The organism is Arachidicoccus sp. (assembly GCF_050436765.1).
In the GTDB taxonomy this organism is placed as follows: domain Bacteria; phylum Bacteroidota; class Bacteroidia; order Chitinophagales; family Chitinophagaceae; genus Arachidicoccus.
Genome location: NZ_JBNQGD010000002.1, coordinates 22,061 through 40,478, shown reverse-complemented (window position 1 = coordinate 40,478; position 18,418 = coordinate 22,061). Strand labels below are relative to the sequence as shown.

Annotated in this window: 10 protein-coding genes; 3 read left to right on the top strand and 7 right to left on the bottom strand. The window is 38.2% G+C overall.

Going from position 1 to position 18,418, the window contains the following annotated elements:
* Window positions 1-266: 266 nt before the first annotated feature.
* The 6 genes from ACQR30_RS00165 to ACQR30_RS00140 all read right to left on the bottom strand — a co-directional run bounded on the left by ACQR30_RS00165 (window position 267) and on the right by ACQR30_RS00140 (window position 7,984).
* Window positions 267-1,328 carry a glycoside hydrolase family 18 protein gene (locus ACQR30_RS00165; RefSeq protein ID WP_429729540.1) on the bottom strand — a complete coding sequence of 354 codons (1,062 nt, stop codon included), beginning with the start codon at window positions 1,326-1,328 and terminating at the stop codon, window positions 267-269.
* Between the two features lie 40 nt (window positions 1,329-1,368).
* Window positions 1,369-3,099 carry a RagB/SusD family nutrient uptake outer membrane protein gene (locus ACQR30_RS00160; RefSeq protein ID WP_429729536.1) on the bottom strand — a complete coding sequence of 577 codons (1,731 nt, stop codon included), beginning with the start codon at window positions 3,097-3,099 and terminating at the stop codon, window positions 1,369-1,371.
* A 30-nt stretch (window positions 3,100-3,129) separates the two neighbouring features.
* The gene (locus tag ACQR30_RS00155) at window positions 3,130-3,651 is read right to left on the bottom strand and encodes a hypothetical protein (RefSeq protein WP_429729533.1); all 522 of its coding nucleotides are present in this window, start codon (window positions 3,649-3,651) and stop codon (window positions 3,130-3,132) included.
* A 156-nt stretch (window positions 3,652-3,807) separates the two neighbouring features.
* Window positions 3,808-6,312, bottom strand: coding sequence for a SusC/RagA family TonB-linked outer membrane protein (locus tag ACQR30_RS00150; RefSeq protein ID WP_429729530.1), 2,505 nt, complete (start codon window positions 6,310-6,312; stop codon window positions 3,808-3,810).
* An 83-nt stretch (window positions 6,313-6,395) separates the two neighbouring features.
* Window positions 6,396-7,454: a FecR family protein gene (locus ACQR30_RS00145; RefSeq protein ID WP_429729527.1), complete on the bottom strand. Its 1,059-nt coding sequence runs from the start codon at window positions 7,452-7,454 to the stop codon at window positions 6,396-6,398.
* Between the two features lie 50 nt (window positions 7,455-7,504).
* Complete coding sequence (locus ACQR30_RS00140; protein ID WP_429729543.1) at window positions 7,505-7,984, bottom strand: RNA polymerase sigma factor; 480 nt, start codon at window positions 7,982-7,984, stop codon at window positions 7,505-7,507.
* Window positions 7,985-8,289: 305 nt separating this feature from the next.
* Here ACQR30_RS00140 and ACQR30_RS00135 point away from each other — a divergent pair, with 305 nt between their 5' ends.
* The 3 genes from ACQR30_RS00135 (at window position 8,290) to ACQR30_RS00125 (ending at window position 15,976) form a co-directional block, all read left to right on the top strand.
* Complete coding sequence (locus ACQR30_RS00135; protein ID WP_429729524.1) at window positions 8,290-13,353, top strand: translocation/assembly module TamB domain-containing protein; 5,064 nt, start codon at window positions 8,290-8,292, stop codon at window positions 13,351-13,353.
* Window positions 13,350-15,647, top strand: a complete 2,298-nt coding sequence (locus tag ACQR30_RS00130; protein WP_429729521.1) for a BamA/TamA family outer membrane protein — start codon at window positions 13,350-13,352, stop codon at window positions 15,645-15,647. The genes ACQR30_RS00135 and ACQR30_RS00130 overlap by 4 nt, the downstream gene beginning before the upstream one ends.
* An 83-nt stretch (window positions 15,648-15,730) precedes the next feature.
* A complete protein-coding gene (locus tag ACQR30_RS00125; protein WP_429729518.1) occupies window positions 15,731-15,976 on the top strand; it encodes a hypothetical protein in 246 nt (81 codons plus the stop codon).
* Window positions 15,977-16,064: 88 nt separating this feature from the next.
* On the opposite strand, the gene ACQR30_RS00120 is transcribed toward ACQR30_RS00125, so the two are convergent.
* Window positions 16,065-18,311, bottom strand: coding sequence for a GH92 family glycosyl hydrolase (locus tag ACQR30_RS00120; RefSeq protein ID WP_429729515.1), 2,247 nt, complete (start codon window positions 18,309-18,311; stop codon window positions 16,065-16,067).
* Window positions 18,312-18,418: the final 107 nt, after the last annotated feature.

The window sequence follows — 18,418 nt, the reverse complement described above, 5'->3', positions numbered from 1 at the left end:
TAATGCTGAGTTTTTGCGCACGGACCATAAAACCCGTGACAACCATCAAAGCGCATAAAATAATTTTCTTCATTTAAAAAACATTAGGATTATAAAATATCGAAAAAACAATTATAATTTATTTAAAATAGTAATCAATAGATAACCTATTTTTAAATATGTAATACATAAAAACAAAGAAAAGCAGAATAATGCAAAAAATAAAATAGAATTTAATAATCTATCCGCAAAGTTTCCATTGTGGGATTGAATTCCGAAAAAACTATTCACCTTTTACCTCTTATTATTGCGCCGGTTAAAGAGTGCTCACCGACAACATCATCTCGCCAATGCCAGGCCATCACACCGCCATAAGATCTAGCAAACTTTGCTTTTTCTTCAATTATCGATGGGCTATTGAATAATAAATAATTTGGATCGGCACCTGGCTTGTCAAATGCTAGGGAATCAGAATACATGTCGTCAGCGCCAATATGTTGGACCAGATATTCATAGGAGGGTATAAATGCTTTTTTTTCACCAGCCTCATCCGTATAATATGCTTTTGCATAAAAAGGAAGCCCAATCACCATTTTACGGGCATCTACATGCTTGCGGGCATATTCTGCTACAATCGAATACATCATCTGCAAACCGTTGTTTTGGCCTTTTCCATAAGACATTAAGTTTATCCAGTCCAAAGAATTGTTTATTACATTTCCTTCCAAATGACCCAATGGGCTGAGCGTAAAACTTTTGGGGCCAACATCTGCCGACAGCAATACATTAGTACTCATTGCTTTTCTTAACTGATTGAAAAAAACGCCAAGCAATTTTGTATCACTCGCTGAAGACGGATACTCTATATCAAAATCGATTCCGGCGCCCTTAAGCATTTGCTGTAACTCTATAATATGCTGAATTAGTAGCGTCCGCGAATTTTCATGCTGAAGTGTTCTACGAATGATATCCATATTTTTATGAAAACCAAACATTGGTTTAAACCCATCTATTGTAGCAGCATCCTTCAAAGCCTGCCAGTCGGCCATTTCAGCAGATGATAATGCGATATCTTCATTTTCATCAATATCTATATCTATCGACGAAGGAAAATAAATGACGTGTGTCAATTTTTTTGCCTGTTGTTCTCTTTCCTTTAAAAATTGAGCAACGGATATCTTGTTCGATTCGGTAAGAAAATAAATTATTCGATAAGTATTGTCTGTTTTATTACCCTCTCTGCTCAATACGATGTCATTATCCCCAGTTGCTTCAGGCCCCTTGGCATGCGACCTTGGAAGAAAGCCGAAGAGAAATAGTATTAGCAGCAAAGTACTTGTTCTTTTCATAAAAAGTATTTGTTATTAAAAATGACAGCTGTCTCCAACTCTAATATCCAAAATTCTGGTCCGCGGGTGTTATTGAAGTGTTGGTATTCAATTCTGACTGGGGAATAGGAAGTAGTAGATTCTTCTTTAAAAAATCGCTTGACAAATTACCGCCATTGACTAAACGGTCTTTAAAATTATTTCCGCTCACAGCCGGATTGGTCGCAAAAGCATAAGAGATAGAATCATTATTATATATACTCAATACTTTTTTTAAGTACTCGGTACCGCGCCTTCTGGTATCGAAAAACATATCCGGCTCACCGGCGAGCTCAAATAACCTTTCATAAAAGATTTTATCCCTTAGCTGAGCCTGCGATAAAGAATTATTCACATTTTGCGGATAGGTAGCTGCAGGTGTTACCGATGTTCTGGCTCTTGTAAGCACTTGGTTTAATAATGAAACTGCAGTGGCAGAATTGCCCAATTCATTATTCACATCAGCCATTAATAAAAGGAAATCGGCATACCTGTAAACTAAAATCTGTTTTTTACCCAATTGCGCTGTTGCAGTAGGGTCGGTATATTTGTTATAGTAAGGCCAACCTTCATTTGCACCTGTTGCAGCAGTAAACGTGCTTACCAGCTTAGGGTTTTGACTGTTTAATTCGGCTACTGTAGGAGGGGTAGGGGTTTGCAATAGGGAATAGTGCAGAGAGTCTACTACCGTTTGGCCTGCCACTTTATACGATATATAAGGATAGGTGTAACTGATGCTTCCATTGCTTACATTTTTAAATGTAGTCGCGCAAGAGGCTGTCAATCGGGGGTCATCATTATAAGTACCTTTGAATAAATCGTAAAAACCTTTTGAGAATTTAAACCTTCCCCATGAAATACCTGTTGTAGATTTAGATGGGGCAAATACCCAGCTAATGCGACTTCCCAGCCCATTCAATGCAGTCGATACATTGAGTTTAAATATTATTTCTTTGGAATTGTTAGTTCCATCGATAAACAAATTGGAAAATTTCGACTCTAAAGCATAAGATCCTGCACTCAAAACGGAGTCGCCATAAGTTTTCGCAATCGCCCAATTGGGCGACATTGGTGTATTATCATTGCTGCCTAAAAACCAATATAATTTGGCCAAATAGGCATAGGCGGCATAGCGTGTAGGTACAGCAGCAGCAGTTTCAGTCGAATTATCGGAAGTCGGCAAATATTGAGCGGCAAATTGCCAGTCGGCAGCCACCTGTTTATATACCTCGGCCTTAGGTGTGCGGGACATATTTACGCTATCTACATTGGAAGCCGAAATACGCAAAGGCACATCACCATAAATGCCGGCCAAATTGAAATAACACAATCCCCTAATAAAGCGTGCCTGAGCAGCATAATAATTCTTTTGCGCATTGCTCAGCGATCCCCCATAAACATTTTCTATAAACGAATTACACTCGCCAATAGTTTTATACATCCCTGCCCATACTTGTCCCAGAGTGCCGTTGGTATTTAAAGTATTAAACGAAGCCAGCTGGTCCTGATCACCTCCGTTGGTTTGCGCCCAAGACAATCCTGAGGCCCCTACCGTCAATTCAAAATAAGCTTGTCCATAAGCATTCCAACTAATCAACCAGCCATAACATGCATTTAACGCTGTTTGCGTAGTAGTTGCACTATTGAAAACATTGGTATTATTGACAGAATATTTCGGTGATTCGTTCAAAAGTTTATTGCAGGATGTGGCAAGCGCAACAACTACAATCAATATTATGAGTAATTTTTTCATAAATAAAATATTATGGATGAAACAGAATAATTAAAAATTGACATTTAACCCTAACACATATACACGTGCATTGGGAAAAGAATTGAGATCAATACCCGGCCTTAAACCATCAAATGCAAAGGAGTTGACTTCCGGATCAAAGCCAGAATACTTGGTAATTAGCAATAGATTCTGCCCTGTAGCATAGATATTAATACTGCTTAATCCCAGACGCTTTACAACACTTGCCGGTAATTTATAGCCCAACGTCAAATTAGACAACCGCAGAAAGCTTCCGTTTTCAATATACCTATCCGTTACTACGTTAGGAATATTTTTTGAGGGTGAGGGATACTTGTTACTGGCGTTAGTGGACGACCACATATTTTCAAATACATTTTCTCTTAAATTGGCAGACTGCATGGAGGGCGTTGCCTGATCTCTGAGATTTGCATTTAAAATCTGGTTGCCATAGACACCATTAAAACTGGCATCTAATGTGAAATTTTTATATTCAAAAGAAGTATTGAAACCATAAGTAAATTTAGGATTTGGATTTCCGATGATGGTCAAATCCTTACTGTCAATAATATTATCCCCATTTTGATCGACAAATTTTATTGAACCAGGTGTAGGTACGGAGTTGTTTAAATCTTTAGTGACGGTAATATTATCCCCTGTTTGATAAATGCCATTGGTCTTATAGCCCCAAAATAATCCTGGCGCTTTTCACTGAATAAAGATGTTGGCAGCACCATAATGATCGCCCAGCGTATTACCCAAATAACCTACATAAGAAGTATCGCCAAATTGCCCTTCGGGCAATCCAAGTTTTTGAATTTTGGATGTATTAAAGCTTATATTTCCACCAAGTGAAAATCTAAAGTTCTCGGTTTTTATTACGTCTCCATTCAAGCTTAGTTCAACCCCCTTGTTGCTTAATGAACCTTGATTGAGAATAACGCTAGCAAAGCCGACAGATAGCGGAATATTTTTGTTAATCAACAAGTTGTTTGTTTCTTTTGAATAAACGTCGACCGTGCCCGATAGTCTTGAATTTAAGACAGCGAAATCTAAGCCTGCATCATAAGAAGAAGTAGTTTCCCAGGTAAGGCTTCTATTGGGTAAACCACCTACATTAATACCCAGTGCTACACCGCCACTGTTGTCGGCGTAATAGGAGTTTTGAGAATAAAACGAAAGTGTTTGGTAGGGGCTTATAGACTGGCTACCGGTTTTTCCGTACCCCACACGTAATTTAAGTTGGTTGATCCATTTCAAATTTTGAATAAATCTTTCTTTTTCCATTCTCCATGCAATAGCCGTTGACGGGAAATAACCCCAGCGATTTCCGGGTGTAAACTTGCTCGATCCGTCTGCACGGAAACTAGCAGTAGCAATTACCTTGTCATTCAAAAAAGAAAGATTTAAACGGCCCAGGTATGATAATAATTGGTAATCTTGCTGATCGGGCTGATAAACAGTTACGTCTGACGCATAGTTCATGCCATTTACCGTCAACAGGTAATTTTGAAAATTAGAACCCACAGTTATCTTATTCAACATAGTGTATTTATCATAGGTTACGCCGGCTAAGGCAGATATATTTACAATACCCTGAATTTTTTTATCAAAGTGCAAAAGATTTTCTACTGTGTAATTATTTCTATTAAGCGTTGACGTGCTTAAATATCCATTATTATTATATCCTTGAAACAATTGCAACCCAAACCACCTTGAACGGTCTTGTATCGTTTCATTAATACCTGACCTCAAGCTATAAGAAAATAACTTCGAAATCTTCCAATTTAACTCCGTAGAAGCTCTAAATGTTTTTTCATTTGTAACATCTTCGTAGTCGTTGATCCAGGAAAGTGCATTCGTACGGGCATCCAGGTTACTGGTTAATGTAGGATCATCTGCAGGATATTCAAATGGAGCCGCATACAAAGCTGCATTAACGATGGAGCCAGTGGCACCACCGCGCGTATCTCCACCATTCATCATATTATTTCCTCTGATACCACCACTCAATGATGTAGCCAGCTTCAACTTCTTGGATAAATCAGTATTCAGATTCAGGCGAAAGTTGCCAATCTTCATAGAGGTTCCTCTCACAATGCCTTGAATATTCTTATAGTTTCCAGATAAATAATAAGTGGTTTTCCCTGCTCCTCCGTTAATGGACAAATTATAATTCTGCGAAACAGCGTTTCTATATGTTGCGTTCTGCCAATCTTTTTCCTGAATAATATTATATGAGCTATCATTATTTGGATCGTAAGAGCCACCAGAAAACACATAACGCGTTTGCCCATCCACATTGTAAAAACTTTGCACACCACTTCTGTCAAACAAAAATTGACCGTATTCATCCAGATTCAGCATCTTTGGCAATCTCACCGCCGACGCACTGGAGACGTTGCTGTTGAAATTTATTTTAGCACGGCCTACGACTCCTTTTTTTGTGGTAATGATAATAACGCCATTCGCACCACGTGAACCATAAATAGCCGTAGCCGAAGCGTCTTTTAAAACTTGCACGCTTTCAATATCACTAGGATTTAACGTTGTTAAAGGATTTTCAGGAATTTGATTATCGCCTAATTCGTTATCTCCAAACTGACCTGTAGAAGGTTGAGGTACATTATCAATTATATACAATGGCTGGTTGTCTCCACGTAAAGAGTTGGCACCCCGGATAACTACAGAAGAAGCAGCACCCGGCCCAGCGTAAGAATTAGTAACTTGTAATCCCGGAACTTTTCCTTGTAGCATCTGATCAACAGAAACACTTGTCGCAGCCTCATTTTCCCCCGGCTTGTAAGAAGAAATGGAGCCGGTAACATCGCCCCGGCGAGCCGTTCCATAACCAATCAACACCACATCTTCCAATGTTGTTTTTGCTTCTTTCAAACGAAATAAAATAGAATTATGTTCTCCTTTATTGATAGAAAAATTCATTAAAGAATCAGAAGAATAACCTACATAGTAGAAATAAAAATTGTAGGGTTGTCCATACAGCAGATCGGCTGCAAATACACCCAACGAATCGGTAACGGTATACACAGCTTTATCGTTTTGCGCGTTTACAACTCTGATGGAAACCCCTTTGAGCAGCGTTCCATTTTCGGCAAGGACAGAACCCTTGATTTCAGTCGTATTTTGCGCAACGGATCTGAGTGCGCACAGCATTAAAAATGCCAGTAAACAGAATCTAATTTTTGATTGCATAGTTTGTTGCTTTTTGACAATAGAAAGACACCACCTGCTTTAGTGCGAGATGTCATTAATAATTAAAACCTTTTATTGATGAATTATTTTTTTATATCGATCGTGTTGCCTTGTCTGCTATATTTAAGATTATTCATGTCGCATATTGCCTGTATCAATGTCTCCAACGAATCCGAGTACATGATTTTTCCAGTAAACTGACATCCGGAAATATCTGTTGGCTTTACATTTATAATAACGTTATAACGCATTTCCAACTTCTTAAATACATCTTCCAGTGACGATTTTGAAAATGTATAAGCAGCATTGGTCCATACCGCACTGCCCGTAGCCACTCGTTTCTCAGGCATTGCAAGTGGTTTTGTCACCGTTTTTTTTATTTCATTTTCACTCACATAAGCAGTACCCGTTACTTTATTGATGACTACTTTCTGGCCTGGCTTTAAGTATACATTATCCATCCCGAAAGACTTTTCAAAAGAACTTACCATCACGCTCCCTTCTATCAACTTTACGGTTATGGTGTGCTCCGCTTCCCCATTTACCACCCAGAATTCCGTTCCCAAATCGGTAGTGGCAATCCCATTGGTACGCACCACAAACGGATGTGCGCTGTCATGTGTCACACTAAAAAATGCTGTCCCGGATAAATAAATGTCGCGCTTACTTTTAAAAGAACTGGAATAATGAACAGAAGCGCGGGGCTCCAATACCAGTTTCGAGCCATCCGGTAAAACGGTATTTAAAGCAGCATTGGTCCTGTTTACGATAGTTTTGATAGACGCAGCCACCACCTGTTGTTTAGAACTACTTGCTGTTACGTCATTTTTGGATGAATAAATATAGTAGCCAATAAAAAGAACTCCCAGACTACAGGCCGCAACCAATAACCGTTTCAAATAAATTACCCTATAATTCTTAAACAAAGACACCTTCTCTACAGATTGCCACATCTCTTCAGGCAAGCCATCTGGCATGTGCCGGCTTACTGGCTCATCCTGCCACTCATCATCAGGCAAATAGCGGTTCAAAATGTCTTGCGAGGCATTGTTTAAAAAGGCTGCTACTCGCTCTGCTTCCGCTTCATCACTTTGATTGTTGAGGAACCGTTCAATCATCTCGGGCGTGATATTGTTATCCATCTGTTAAGTAGTACGTTTGAAAAATAAAAATTCCCTATGGCAATTTTTTTTTAGAGAAAAAATATGGACATAATTTTTCTAAGTTGCTTCAAAGCCTGGTAAATATGGTTATCCACAGTCTTTACAGAGATGTTTAATTTCTCTGCTATTTCTTTGTAGGCATAACCACGAAGATGGGAGAGTTCAATCACTCTACGGCGCATAGGGGGGAGTTGCTCCAAAGCATTATGTAATTTTTCCGCTTCAAAATAATGGATGGTATCCTCGGGCGAAGTATTATAAAATTCAGCTTCTGCTTCTTTTCTCTTTCTTAATATAGCTTCTTTTCTCAACCAATCAATAAAAACAAACTTCGCTTTTCTGAATAGTTGGGTCTCCAACGAGTATTCATCAGATAATGAACTGCGATATTCCCAAAATTTTATGAAAGTAAGCTGCGTGAGCTCCCGGGCATTTTCTCCGTCTTTCGTCTTTTTCAAAAAATAGAAATATAGCCGCTCATTCCAAAGACTAAAAAAATCTTGAAACACCACACTATTACTATTTTTGATATACTCTAACACGTGCTTTTTGAAAAGAATGAGGAATAAAGGTAAAAGAGTTTAACATATCAGCATCATATTATGTAATACTTTTTGCAAAATGTTAATAATTTGCTTATATGCCTTTATAGATTTTAAAATTTATCCCCCACTTCTTCTTCTTCTTATAGGCGAAATAAAGTCTTTACAATTATCAAAAGTGTCAACTGGTTCCTAAAGCTTGAAACAACTTTATGTTATATTAGCATAAGATTTGTAGAAGCAAATACAAAAATTTATCTTTAAACAAATATTTGAAAAAAACACTACGTATAATATTTAAGCTAATACTATGGATCATCGCGAGCATCATTTTGCTCGTGGCACTACTTACTGTTTTGATTCAAATTCCTGCTGTTCAAAACTTTGCAAAGAACAAAGTCGTCATTTATATAGAAAGAAAAATACATACGCGAGTTTCCATTGGACATATCAGTCTGGATTTGCCTAAATCATTGGAAATTGATCAGGTCTTTTTTGCGGACCAGTCAAAAGACACATTATTGTATGGGGAAAAATTAAAAATCGGGTTTAGTTTTTTTAAACTCTTCAAAAAGCAACTGAACATTAATGCCATCAACCTGCAGGGTATTACCGCACATATTTCCCGCGGCAGTGATAGTGTTTTTAATTTTGATTATATCATTGACGCTTTTGCGAACAACGATGAGCCTCAACAATCTAAACACAGCTCCCCTTCCTTCAAAATCTCTTTAGATAAAATTAATCTTGACACAATATCAGTCCGTTTTAATGATTCTATTTCAGGTACTGACGCAAAATTATTTCTCGGTCATTTTGATACCCGCGTAAAAGAGTTCGATTTAGATGCCATGCGTTTTTCAGTTCCAAAAATTAATCTGTCTGATGTCAATATGCAATTACTTCAATTTAATACAGCGGCGAATCGATCGATAAAAACCGATACAGTGGTTAGTCAGCCCTTAAACCTACATCTAAGTTTGGATAATATTGACTTATCAAAAATATATGTTCTTTATGCAAGTCCTGAAATAAAGGCAAACGTACGATTCACCCAATTGCGTCTGGCATTTGACAAATTGGATTTTATCAATCAAAAAATCGCCATTAATAATTTTTCTTTAGATAGTACCGATGCAAAAATTGTATTGGCAAAGCCTGAAAAAACAAAAGAAATCATTATAAAAGATGCGAAGAAAATAGATACTTTAGTTTCAGTTTCCCAAAGCAAGCCCTGGACGATCAAAGTTAAAAAAGTTGCTATAAGCCACAATAGGCTTCAATTTGACAATAAAGCTGCCATAGCGATCGAAAAAGCAGTCGATTATAACCATATCAATATTAACGACTTTAATTTAGCCATGGATAATCTCGTTTACGAAACTGATTCCACTTCCGGGAACATCGATCAACTCAGTTTTGCCGAGAAAAGTGGTTTAACCTTAAAAGAGCTAAAAACTAGTTTTTTTTATGGTCCAAATGGTGCTTTTCTTAAAAACCTACGTCTCAAAACTCCCAATAGCACCATCCAACAATCTCTCGAAATTACGTACCCCTCTTTAGACGCAGTTTCAAAAAACATAGGCTTGCTGGGCTTACACGTCAATTTAAAAGATTGCCAGTTATCAGTAAAAGATATACTACTATTTGCGCCGTTTTTATCGAAATATCCGGCTATAAATTATTACGCCAATAGCATCGTCAAAATCAATAGTAAGATCAATGGTCAGGTAAACGATTTGCATATTCAACCGACCGAAATAAGCGGTATCGGTAATACCAATTTTTCTGGTGATGCGTATCTAAAAGGGCTACCCAATACGAGCAAAGCCTACTTAAATATTAATTTGAAAGATTTCAATACCACCAGACAAGACTTACTAGTATTGGCGCCAAGAGGATCGGTTCCTTCCAATATTTCCATACCAAAATCAATACACGCAAACGGCAACTTTAAGGGAACTATAGCGCAGTTTGTCACGGCGCTTTCTTTAAAAACAACCGAGGGTAATTTGACGGTTAATGCAACCATTGATCGAAAACAAAAAGATAAAGAAAGATACACTGGCCATATAGTGGCACACAATGTAAACGTCGGGAACCTCCTACAACAGCCGAAGAGCTTCGGCAAAGTTTCCTTCCACATGAATGTAAAAGGTAATTCTTTCAATCCCAAAAAAGCAAGCCTTAAATTAGAAGGAAAAGTAGCGCAAGCAAACATATATGGATACAATTATCACGACTTAAATATAGCAGCAGCAGCAGCCAATGGAGCTTATACATTAAATGCGAATATGGAAGATAGCAATCTGCATTTTCAAATCAATGGTGATGCAGATTTAAGCAAACAATACCCATCCGTAAAAACGACTATAGTAATCGATAGCATCAATTTCCAGGCATTACATCTATCAAAGGCCCCAAGATACTTTCATGGAAAAATCGAAGCTAATTTTCCCGTTGCCGCAGTTGATTCTTTAAATGGAGCACTATTGGCATCTCATTTACTTTTTGTGGATAAAAGCAAACGTTTTGTTATAGATTCAATTCAGCTAAAGTCTGATTACGTCAAAGATACCGGGCTCATTCAATTGAATAGTCCCATTGCAAATGCGACGTTTTCAGGTAGATATAAACTATCGAAAATCCCAGAACTGCTTTCAACGCGCCTCAAAAAATATTTCAATACCGACTTAGTAGATTCTAGCAAAAGGCCGGTAGCAGACGATTCTTTAAAAGCTATCAAAGATTCTGCAACAGATCTGGTAGATGCGCATTTCTATGCAGTGGTCACAAAAACACCTTTGCTTAGTGCTCTACTGCCGGAATTAAAGCGCCTGGATACCCTGGAATTAAAAGGAAATCTTACCAACAAAAACATCAGCCTTGACGCATCGTTGCCCCATGCTATTTATGGAACGGATACCATCCGTCATCTATTATTAAATATATATACCAGCGATGCTCTTTATTATCAGTTAAATGCAGATGCAATCAAGATCGGGTCTTCGTTGCGGTTGCTGTATCCTGCCATTGCAGGTAGTGCGCTTAATAATAATTTAAGGACCAGTTTGATTCTAAGAGATGCGGACAAAAAGAAATATTATCATATAGGTTTACTTACCAAAATCGATTCCGGCAAGTACCAATTTAGTTTGATACCCGATAGTTTAATGCTAGATTATGCACGCTGGGAAGTTGCAAAGGACAACCGTATTCAGTATGGTAAAAATGGCATCTTGATACATAATTTCAATATCTCTAATGGCAATCAAAGCTTGGCAATTAATAGTGAACCACAGCAGATCAACGCACCCATTACAGTTAATTTATCCAATTTTAGAATCGAAACATTGACCAAAATGTTGAAGCAAGACTCTTTGCTGGTAGGCGGCACTATCAACGGCAATATCGTTGCCGACAGTCTTGCAGGGAATTATAAATTTAATACCGATTTAAAAATAACAAATTTCAATTTCCGAACCGACACCATTGGCAACATTGCCATTAAAGTAAATAATGACGCAAAGGACGCCTTAAATACCAATGTAAATATTTCCGGTAACGGCAATCAGATCAATTTAAAAGGATTGTATTATTTAGCTCCTGAAAGCAAATTTGATCTAGACTTAAACGTCGCCAAACTCAATGTAAAGAGCATCGAAGGATTTACTTTTGGCAATATTAGGCGTAGTTCCGGTGACATCAACGGTGATTTGAAAATTTCCGGAACAACCGCTCAACCTTCTATCGTTGGGAATCTACATTTCAACAAAGTTGGATTCAATGTAGCCATGCTCAATTCTTATTACAGTATGCCGGATGAAACAATTGGTTTTACTAATCGGGGGGTTATTTTCAACAAGGTAAAGTTGCTCGACTCTACCGGCAACAAAGCCACTATCAATGGCATTATCAAAACAACGGATTATGCTACATATGGCTTTGATTTAGGATTACGTGCCCGAGATTTCAGGGTCATCAATTCTACTGCCGCGGATAACCCATTGTATTATGGCAAATTATTTGTCGACGCCAACTTGACTATTAATGGTGATCTAAATCAACCGAAAATCAACGGCACTTTAGGGGTTAATGACAAAACCGATTTAACGGTAGTATTGCCCTCCAACGATCCCTCAATAGAAGACCGCAAAGGCGTTGTAGAGTTTGTTGACAAAAACAGTAAACCACCGCTTGATTCTATTTTCTTGCAACATCAATTAGATTCTTTAAAAAATTCGGAAGTAAAAGGTCTAGATATTAATGCAACCATCAATATCAATAAAAATGCGGCATTCACCATAGTGGTAGATCCACGTAATGGTGATATCGTCCATTTAAAAGGTGAAGGCCATTTGAATGGCGGAATTGATGCAAGCGGTAAAACTAACCTGACGGGCACTTACGAAGTAAATGAAGGGTCTTACGATCTGTCCTATGCAACGGTAAAAAGAAAATTCAATTTTGAAAAAGGAAGTACCATTGTCTGGACAGGCGACCCTACTACCGCTAATTTGAATTTTACGGCCGTATATATAGCGAAAGTTCCACCTATTGATCTGGTGGAGAATCAATTAGGTCCAAATGAAAATGCTACCCAATACAAAGAAAAATTACCTTTTCATGTAGAATTAAAGTTGAAAAATGAATTACTTAAACCAGATATTAGTTTTGATATTATTTTACCCGATAGCACTTACACACTTGCTTCCAGCGCTATTGGCGTAATAAACAACCGGTTGGTGCAAGTACGAAGGGACCCCAACGAAATGAACAAACAAGTTTTGGGCTTATTGGTTCTGGGACATTTTATCGGCGACAATCCTTTGCAAAGCAGTGGCGGCAACGGCGGGTTAGAAGGCGCTATAAGAAATAGTGTAAGCAGTTTACTGAGCGATCAGCTAAATCGTTTGGCCGATAATTTAGTCACAGGAGTCGACCTGGATTTTGGCTTAACCTCGGGTGAAGATTATACTTCGGGCACAGCAACCAACAGAACAGATTTAAACGTAGGCGTTTCAAAAAAATTCCTCAACGACAGATTAACGGTAAGTATAGGAAATAATTTCAATTTGGAAGGGGCACAAGCCGGAGAGAAAGCGACTAATATCGCCGGCAACGTATCAGTCAATTACAAACTTAGTCGCGATGGAAGATATATGTTACGCGCGTATCGCAGAGATAGATTTATTGTTATACAAGGGCAAATTATAGAAACCGGATTGGGCTTTACCTTGACTGTAGACTACAATAAATTTAAAGAAATTCTTCAAAAAGAACGAAAGCATATAAAAGGGAAACAAAAGATCAAAAAAAATTCAATCATTAAATGAATAAAAAGATTATTTACATCTTAATATTGGCAATATTTTTTGCAGCTTGTAGTAATACTAAATACCTGCATGATGGGGAAAAATTGTATACCGGCGCCGTGGTAAAAATCGAAAAGAACAAATCACTTTCCTCTTACGAAAAGAAATCTATAAAAGAAGAAATGAATGCCTTGCTGCTTCCTAAACCCAATGCATCCTTTTTAGGGCTAAGAATAAAATTATTTATTTATAACAAAACCCAAACGACTAAAACCAAAGGCATCCAACATTGGTTGAACAACAAGTTCGGCGAACCTCCCGTTTTATTGAGTTCAGTGGACGTAAATAAAAACAGTGAGATTTTACAAAACAGGTTACAAAATGAAGGCTATTTCAATGCAAATATTGTGAGTGACACAATACAAAAAAAGAAGACCGGTTCTGCCATCTATACTATCCAAACGGGGGATAGTTACACCATTGATAGTGTAATTTTTCCAAGACCAGGAAATGATAGTTTGCTGTCAGCGATCGCTAGAACATCCAGAAGAACACTTTTAAAGAAAGGGAATAAATACAATCTCGATATCATAAAAAACGAACGCACCAGAATCGATGCTCGTTTAAAAAATCAAGGCTTTTACTATTTTTCCCCCGACGACATTTTAATGCGTGTTGATAGTTCAAAGGGGAATCATCAAGTGGCTATGTATGTTACCTTAAAAAACACAACACCGGAAAAAGCAACCAAGGTTTATCACATCAATAATATATACGTATATCCGCGTTATTCACTCAGGGACACTTCCAAAAACCTGGAAGATGCCAAATTTTATAAATGGTATTATGTCGTCGATTCTTCCAAAAGCATACGACCTATTGCTTTTGAAAATACGGTGCAATTGCATCCCGGCGATGTCTATAGCCGTATCAAACACAATAATTCTTTAAATCGATTTGTCAACTTAGGCCCTTATAAATTTGTAAAAAATACCTTCCAAGAAGTAAACAAAGATTCTGCAAAATTGGATGCCTATTATTTCCTTACACCCTACAAAACAAAGTCATTGCAGTTAGATGTTTTGGGCAGAACGACTTCTGCCAATTATGCCGGCTCACAAGTAAATATTAATTGGCGCAATCGCAATGCATTCAAAGGAGCGGAAGCATTATCCGTTACTTTATTTGGTAGCACTGATGTGCAGTTTGGCGGTCAAAACAATGGTTACAATGTTTATCAGGCAGGAATTCAAACATCTATTTCATGGCCAAGGTTTATCAGCCCTTTTAAATTTAAAGCCGATAATGCTTACATTCCGCATACCAATCTCACACTGGGGTATTCATTCAATAAAAGAATAAAATTATATACCCTAAATTCCTTCACGGGCTCTTTTGGTTATCAGTGGCGCGAAAATGCAGAAAGAACGCACGAATTGAATTTATTAAATATTACTTATGTAGACGCTGCAAATGTCTCACAACTCTATAAAGATAGCATTGCCTCCAGTGATAACCCTACACTTGCCCACGTAATAGACAAACAATTTACCTTTGGGCCAAGTTATAGTTATACAGTTACCAACACGGCAAAAAGTTACAAGCGCAATACATATTATTTTAATGGAAAAGTAGATTTATCTGCTAATATTTATGGTATTGTTTCGGGTGCTAATATAGACCAGGGCAATATAAAAAAACTATTTGGGCAACCCTTTGACCAATTCGTAAAATTGCAAACAGAATATAGGTACTATCATAAGATCGGTCCCAAAAGTTCACTAGCAGGAAGAGTATTTTTGGGGGTAGGTCTGCCTTATGGTAATTCCACCATATTACCTTATAGTGATCAATTTTTCATAGGAGGATCTAATAGTTTAAGAGGTTTCCGTGCGAGGGCCCTTGGGCCCGGAATTTATTATGCGGGCGACCCCAATGAGAACGGCAATTTTTACCCCGATGAATCCGGCGATATCAAAATGGAAGCCAACTTAGAATATCGGCCACATTTATTCAGTATTGTACAAGGTGCACTCTTCGCCGATGCGGGCAATATATGGTTATACCATAGTAATCCTGATCAACCGGGAGCACAGTTTAGCAGTCATTTTATCCATCAGTTGGCAGCCGATATGGGTGCGGGACTTAGGATTGATGCAACTGTTTTAGTTTTAAGAATAGATCTTGGTATGCCTATCCGTAAGCCCTGGCTACCCGAAGGCCAACGGTGGGTTTTTAATCAAATAGATTTTGGCAGTAGCCAATGGCGCAAGAGTAATCTCATCCTAAATATAGCTATTGGATATCCATTTTAGCAAAGCTACTTTTGTGGAATAATTATTGTTTAAGTTAAACAGATATCGGAGTGTAATTTTCTATTCACAAAAATAATTAAGCAATGAAATACTTAGTACAGTTTAACCAACATGCTTATTGGGATTTATACCCTGAGCAATTCGATCTGGTAAAAAAATCCATAATAGAGCGAATAGAAAATGAAACCATACATGATATTGAAGACGGTGAAAATCTGTCCATTTTCTTAAACGATAAGATTTATAGTTTTAAGGCGCATCTTACTGCATCGGAAAGCCTTGTTTCGGGCGAACAATACGCGGTTGTGGATTTAGAATATCTGGGATGATGAATTAGTTTTTAGGTATTAAATACCAAAAGCAAGAGGCAACCTTCATGTAGATTGCCTCTTGCTTTTGGTATAGGTCTGGGTTGCTTTAATTCCTTGGCCTGTCCTTTGATGCCTTGCCAAACTCCTTATTAGGTACTCCCCCCATCTTAAATTCAAGTTTGCCGCCATCCATAATATCTCTATAAGTAATGAATGATTTAGAATAAGGCACTCCGTTTAGTTTTACGGATTGGATGTAGATATTTTTGTCTGATAAGTTCTTCGCAGTTATGACAAAATCTTTGTTGTTATTCACTTTTATCTTGGCTTTGTCAAAAGTGGGTGTTCCAAAAACAAAGATACCACCTGCAGGATTTACCTGATAAAAACCCAAAGAGGACAAGACATACCAAGCGCTCATTTCTCCGCAATCATCGTTACCACAAAGGCCATTGGTACTATCGGTATAAAATTCTGTCTCTATGCGATGAACTTTCTGGGCAGTCTTCCATCCCTCACCTGCATAAGGATACATATAAGCTACATGGTGTTCCGGTTCGTTACCCTGTGCATACATGCCAATTAACCCAGAGATATCCGGAGATGCCTGTGCCCCCATGTTGCCGGTAACAACGAACAAGCTATCCAGCTTCTTCGTGAAGGATTGATCACTGCCAAATAAAGCGATAAGCCCGGGTACATCTTGAGGTACCAGCCAAATATATTGCCATGCATTGCCCTCGGTATAATCATTCTCACGATGGACAGACTGAAATGGATTAAAGGGTTCTCGAAACTTGCCATCGGACATAATGCCGCGCATAAATTGTGTCGTCGAATCGAAGTATTTTTTATAATATTCAGAACGCTTTTTATACAACTGGTAGTCTGCCTGTTTATGTAGCTTTTTGGCCACTAATGCGATACAACCGTCATCTACGGCATATTCCAATGCTTTGGACACAGATTCTACTTCTTTGTCCGCAGGGATATAGCCCAAGCTAGTTAAATATTTTAAACCATATTCCCCCGTATTGGCGCTAGCTTTCATTGCTTCTAATGCAAGGTTTTGATCAAAACCGTCAAAACCTTTCATAATCGCATCGGCTATTACAGGAACCGCGCTATAACCCACCATACAATTGGTTTCATTGCCCATTAAATGCCAGACAGGTAATTTACCCTGCTGTTGGTAAATAGCCAACATACTGTTGACAAAATCGTTGACCAGTTCCGGATGCATCACAGTCATCAAAGGATTTAAGGCACGATAAGTATCCCATAAAGAGAAAACTGAATAATTATTGAATTTGGCGTGGGGATATATTTTCTTATCTGTTCCTCTATAAGAACTATCGTGATCGTTAAACAAAACAGGGTCTATCATTGAATGATACATGGCCGTATAAAACACACGCTTCTTGGCGAGGTCATCACTTTGTACTTTTATTCGGGAGATAGCTGTACGCCATTTGTTTTGTGCTTGGGTAACGATGGCATCAAAATTCCAGTTGGGTATTTCCGCTGCAATATTAGCTAATGCATTTTCACTACTGATGGGGGAGATACCTACTTTAAATGCTACCGTACCGATATCTTTCCCAAAAGAGATCACCCCCTTCACTTTTTGGGCGGTAAGTGAATCAAAGGATTTGAGTGTAGTGGTATCATAGACACGGAACTGGTTCATAGGCTTCGAGCTTCTGATAGCAAACCATAAACGTTGGTCGTTTGCCCAACCTTGGGAAAAACGGTAACCTACTAAAGTTGAGTCATCTAGCTTGGCTATAAATGTCTTCGCGGGTGAATCCCAACCAATCCCTTGAGATAAATCGATAATAACCCTAGCGGAATCAGTATGAGGGAAAATGTATCGCTGAAAACCTACTCTTTCTGATGCTGTAAGGGAGACTCCAATATTATAATCAGTTAATTTCACACTGTAAAAACCAGGTGAGACTTTCTCGTTAGCGTGGGTGTAATGGGAACTATAGCCAGAAGCCGGATCTTGCTGCGTACCTTCACTAGTCCTGATCTTCCCCGTATATGGCATCATTAATACATCGCCTAAGTCACCAATACCTGTACCACTTAAATGCAACATAGAAAAACCCCGAACTATACTATCTGAATAATTATAGCCCGAACACCAATCCCAGCCCTCGGTAATATTGGTGGGGCCAACCTGGACTGCACCCCAAGGCACATTTGCACCCACAAATACGTGACCGTGTGCTGCCGAACCAATATAAGGATCCACATATTGCAATAAATCGCTTTTTGTTGTCTGTCCGGTTACGCTAAATATGGTAATCATTGAAACAACTGTCGTTAAAAGAGCTCCTTTTTTCATTCGTCTATATTTAATTTTACAAGTAGTCATTAAATGGCAATCAGCAGGGTTGGTTTTCGATAAAAGGTTTCCTAAAATATCCCCACTTCTTGCTATTCTAGTATATC

Bases quoted from the DNA above. Each gene is read 5' to 3' on its own strand.
- ACQR30_RS00165 (WP_429729540.1), bottom strand. From the start codon at position 1,328: ATGAAAAGAACAAGTACTTTGCTGCTAATACTATTTCTCTTCGGCTTT.
- ACQR30_RS00160 (WP_429729536.1), bottom strand. From the start codon at position 3,099: ATGAAAAAATTACTCATAATATTGATTGTAGTTGTTGCGCTTGCCACA.
- ACQR30_RS00150 (WP_429729530.1), bottom strand. From the start codon at position 6,312: ATGCAATCAAAAATTAGATTCTGTTTACTGGCATTTTTAATGCTGTGC.
- ACQR30_RS00145 (WP_429729527.1), bottom strand. From the start codon at position 7,454: ATGGATAACAATATCACGCCCGAGATGATTGAACGGTTCCTCAACAAT.
- ACQR30_RS00130 (WP_429729521.1), top strand. From the start codon at position 13,350: ATGAATAAAAAGATTATTTACATCTTAATATTGGCAATATTTTTTGCA.
- ACQR30_RS00125 (WP_429729518.1), top strand. From the start codon at position 15,731: ATGAAATACTTAGTACAGTTTAACCAACATGCTTATTGGGATTTATAC.
- ACQR30_RS00120 (WP_429729515.1), bottom strand. From the start codon at position 18,311: ATGAAAAAAGGAGCTCTTTTAACGACAGTTGTTTCAATGATTACCATA.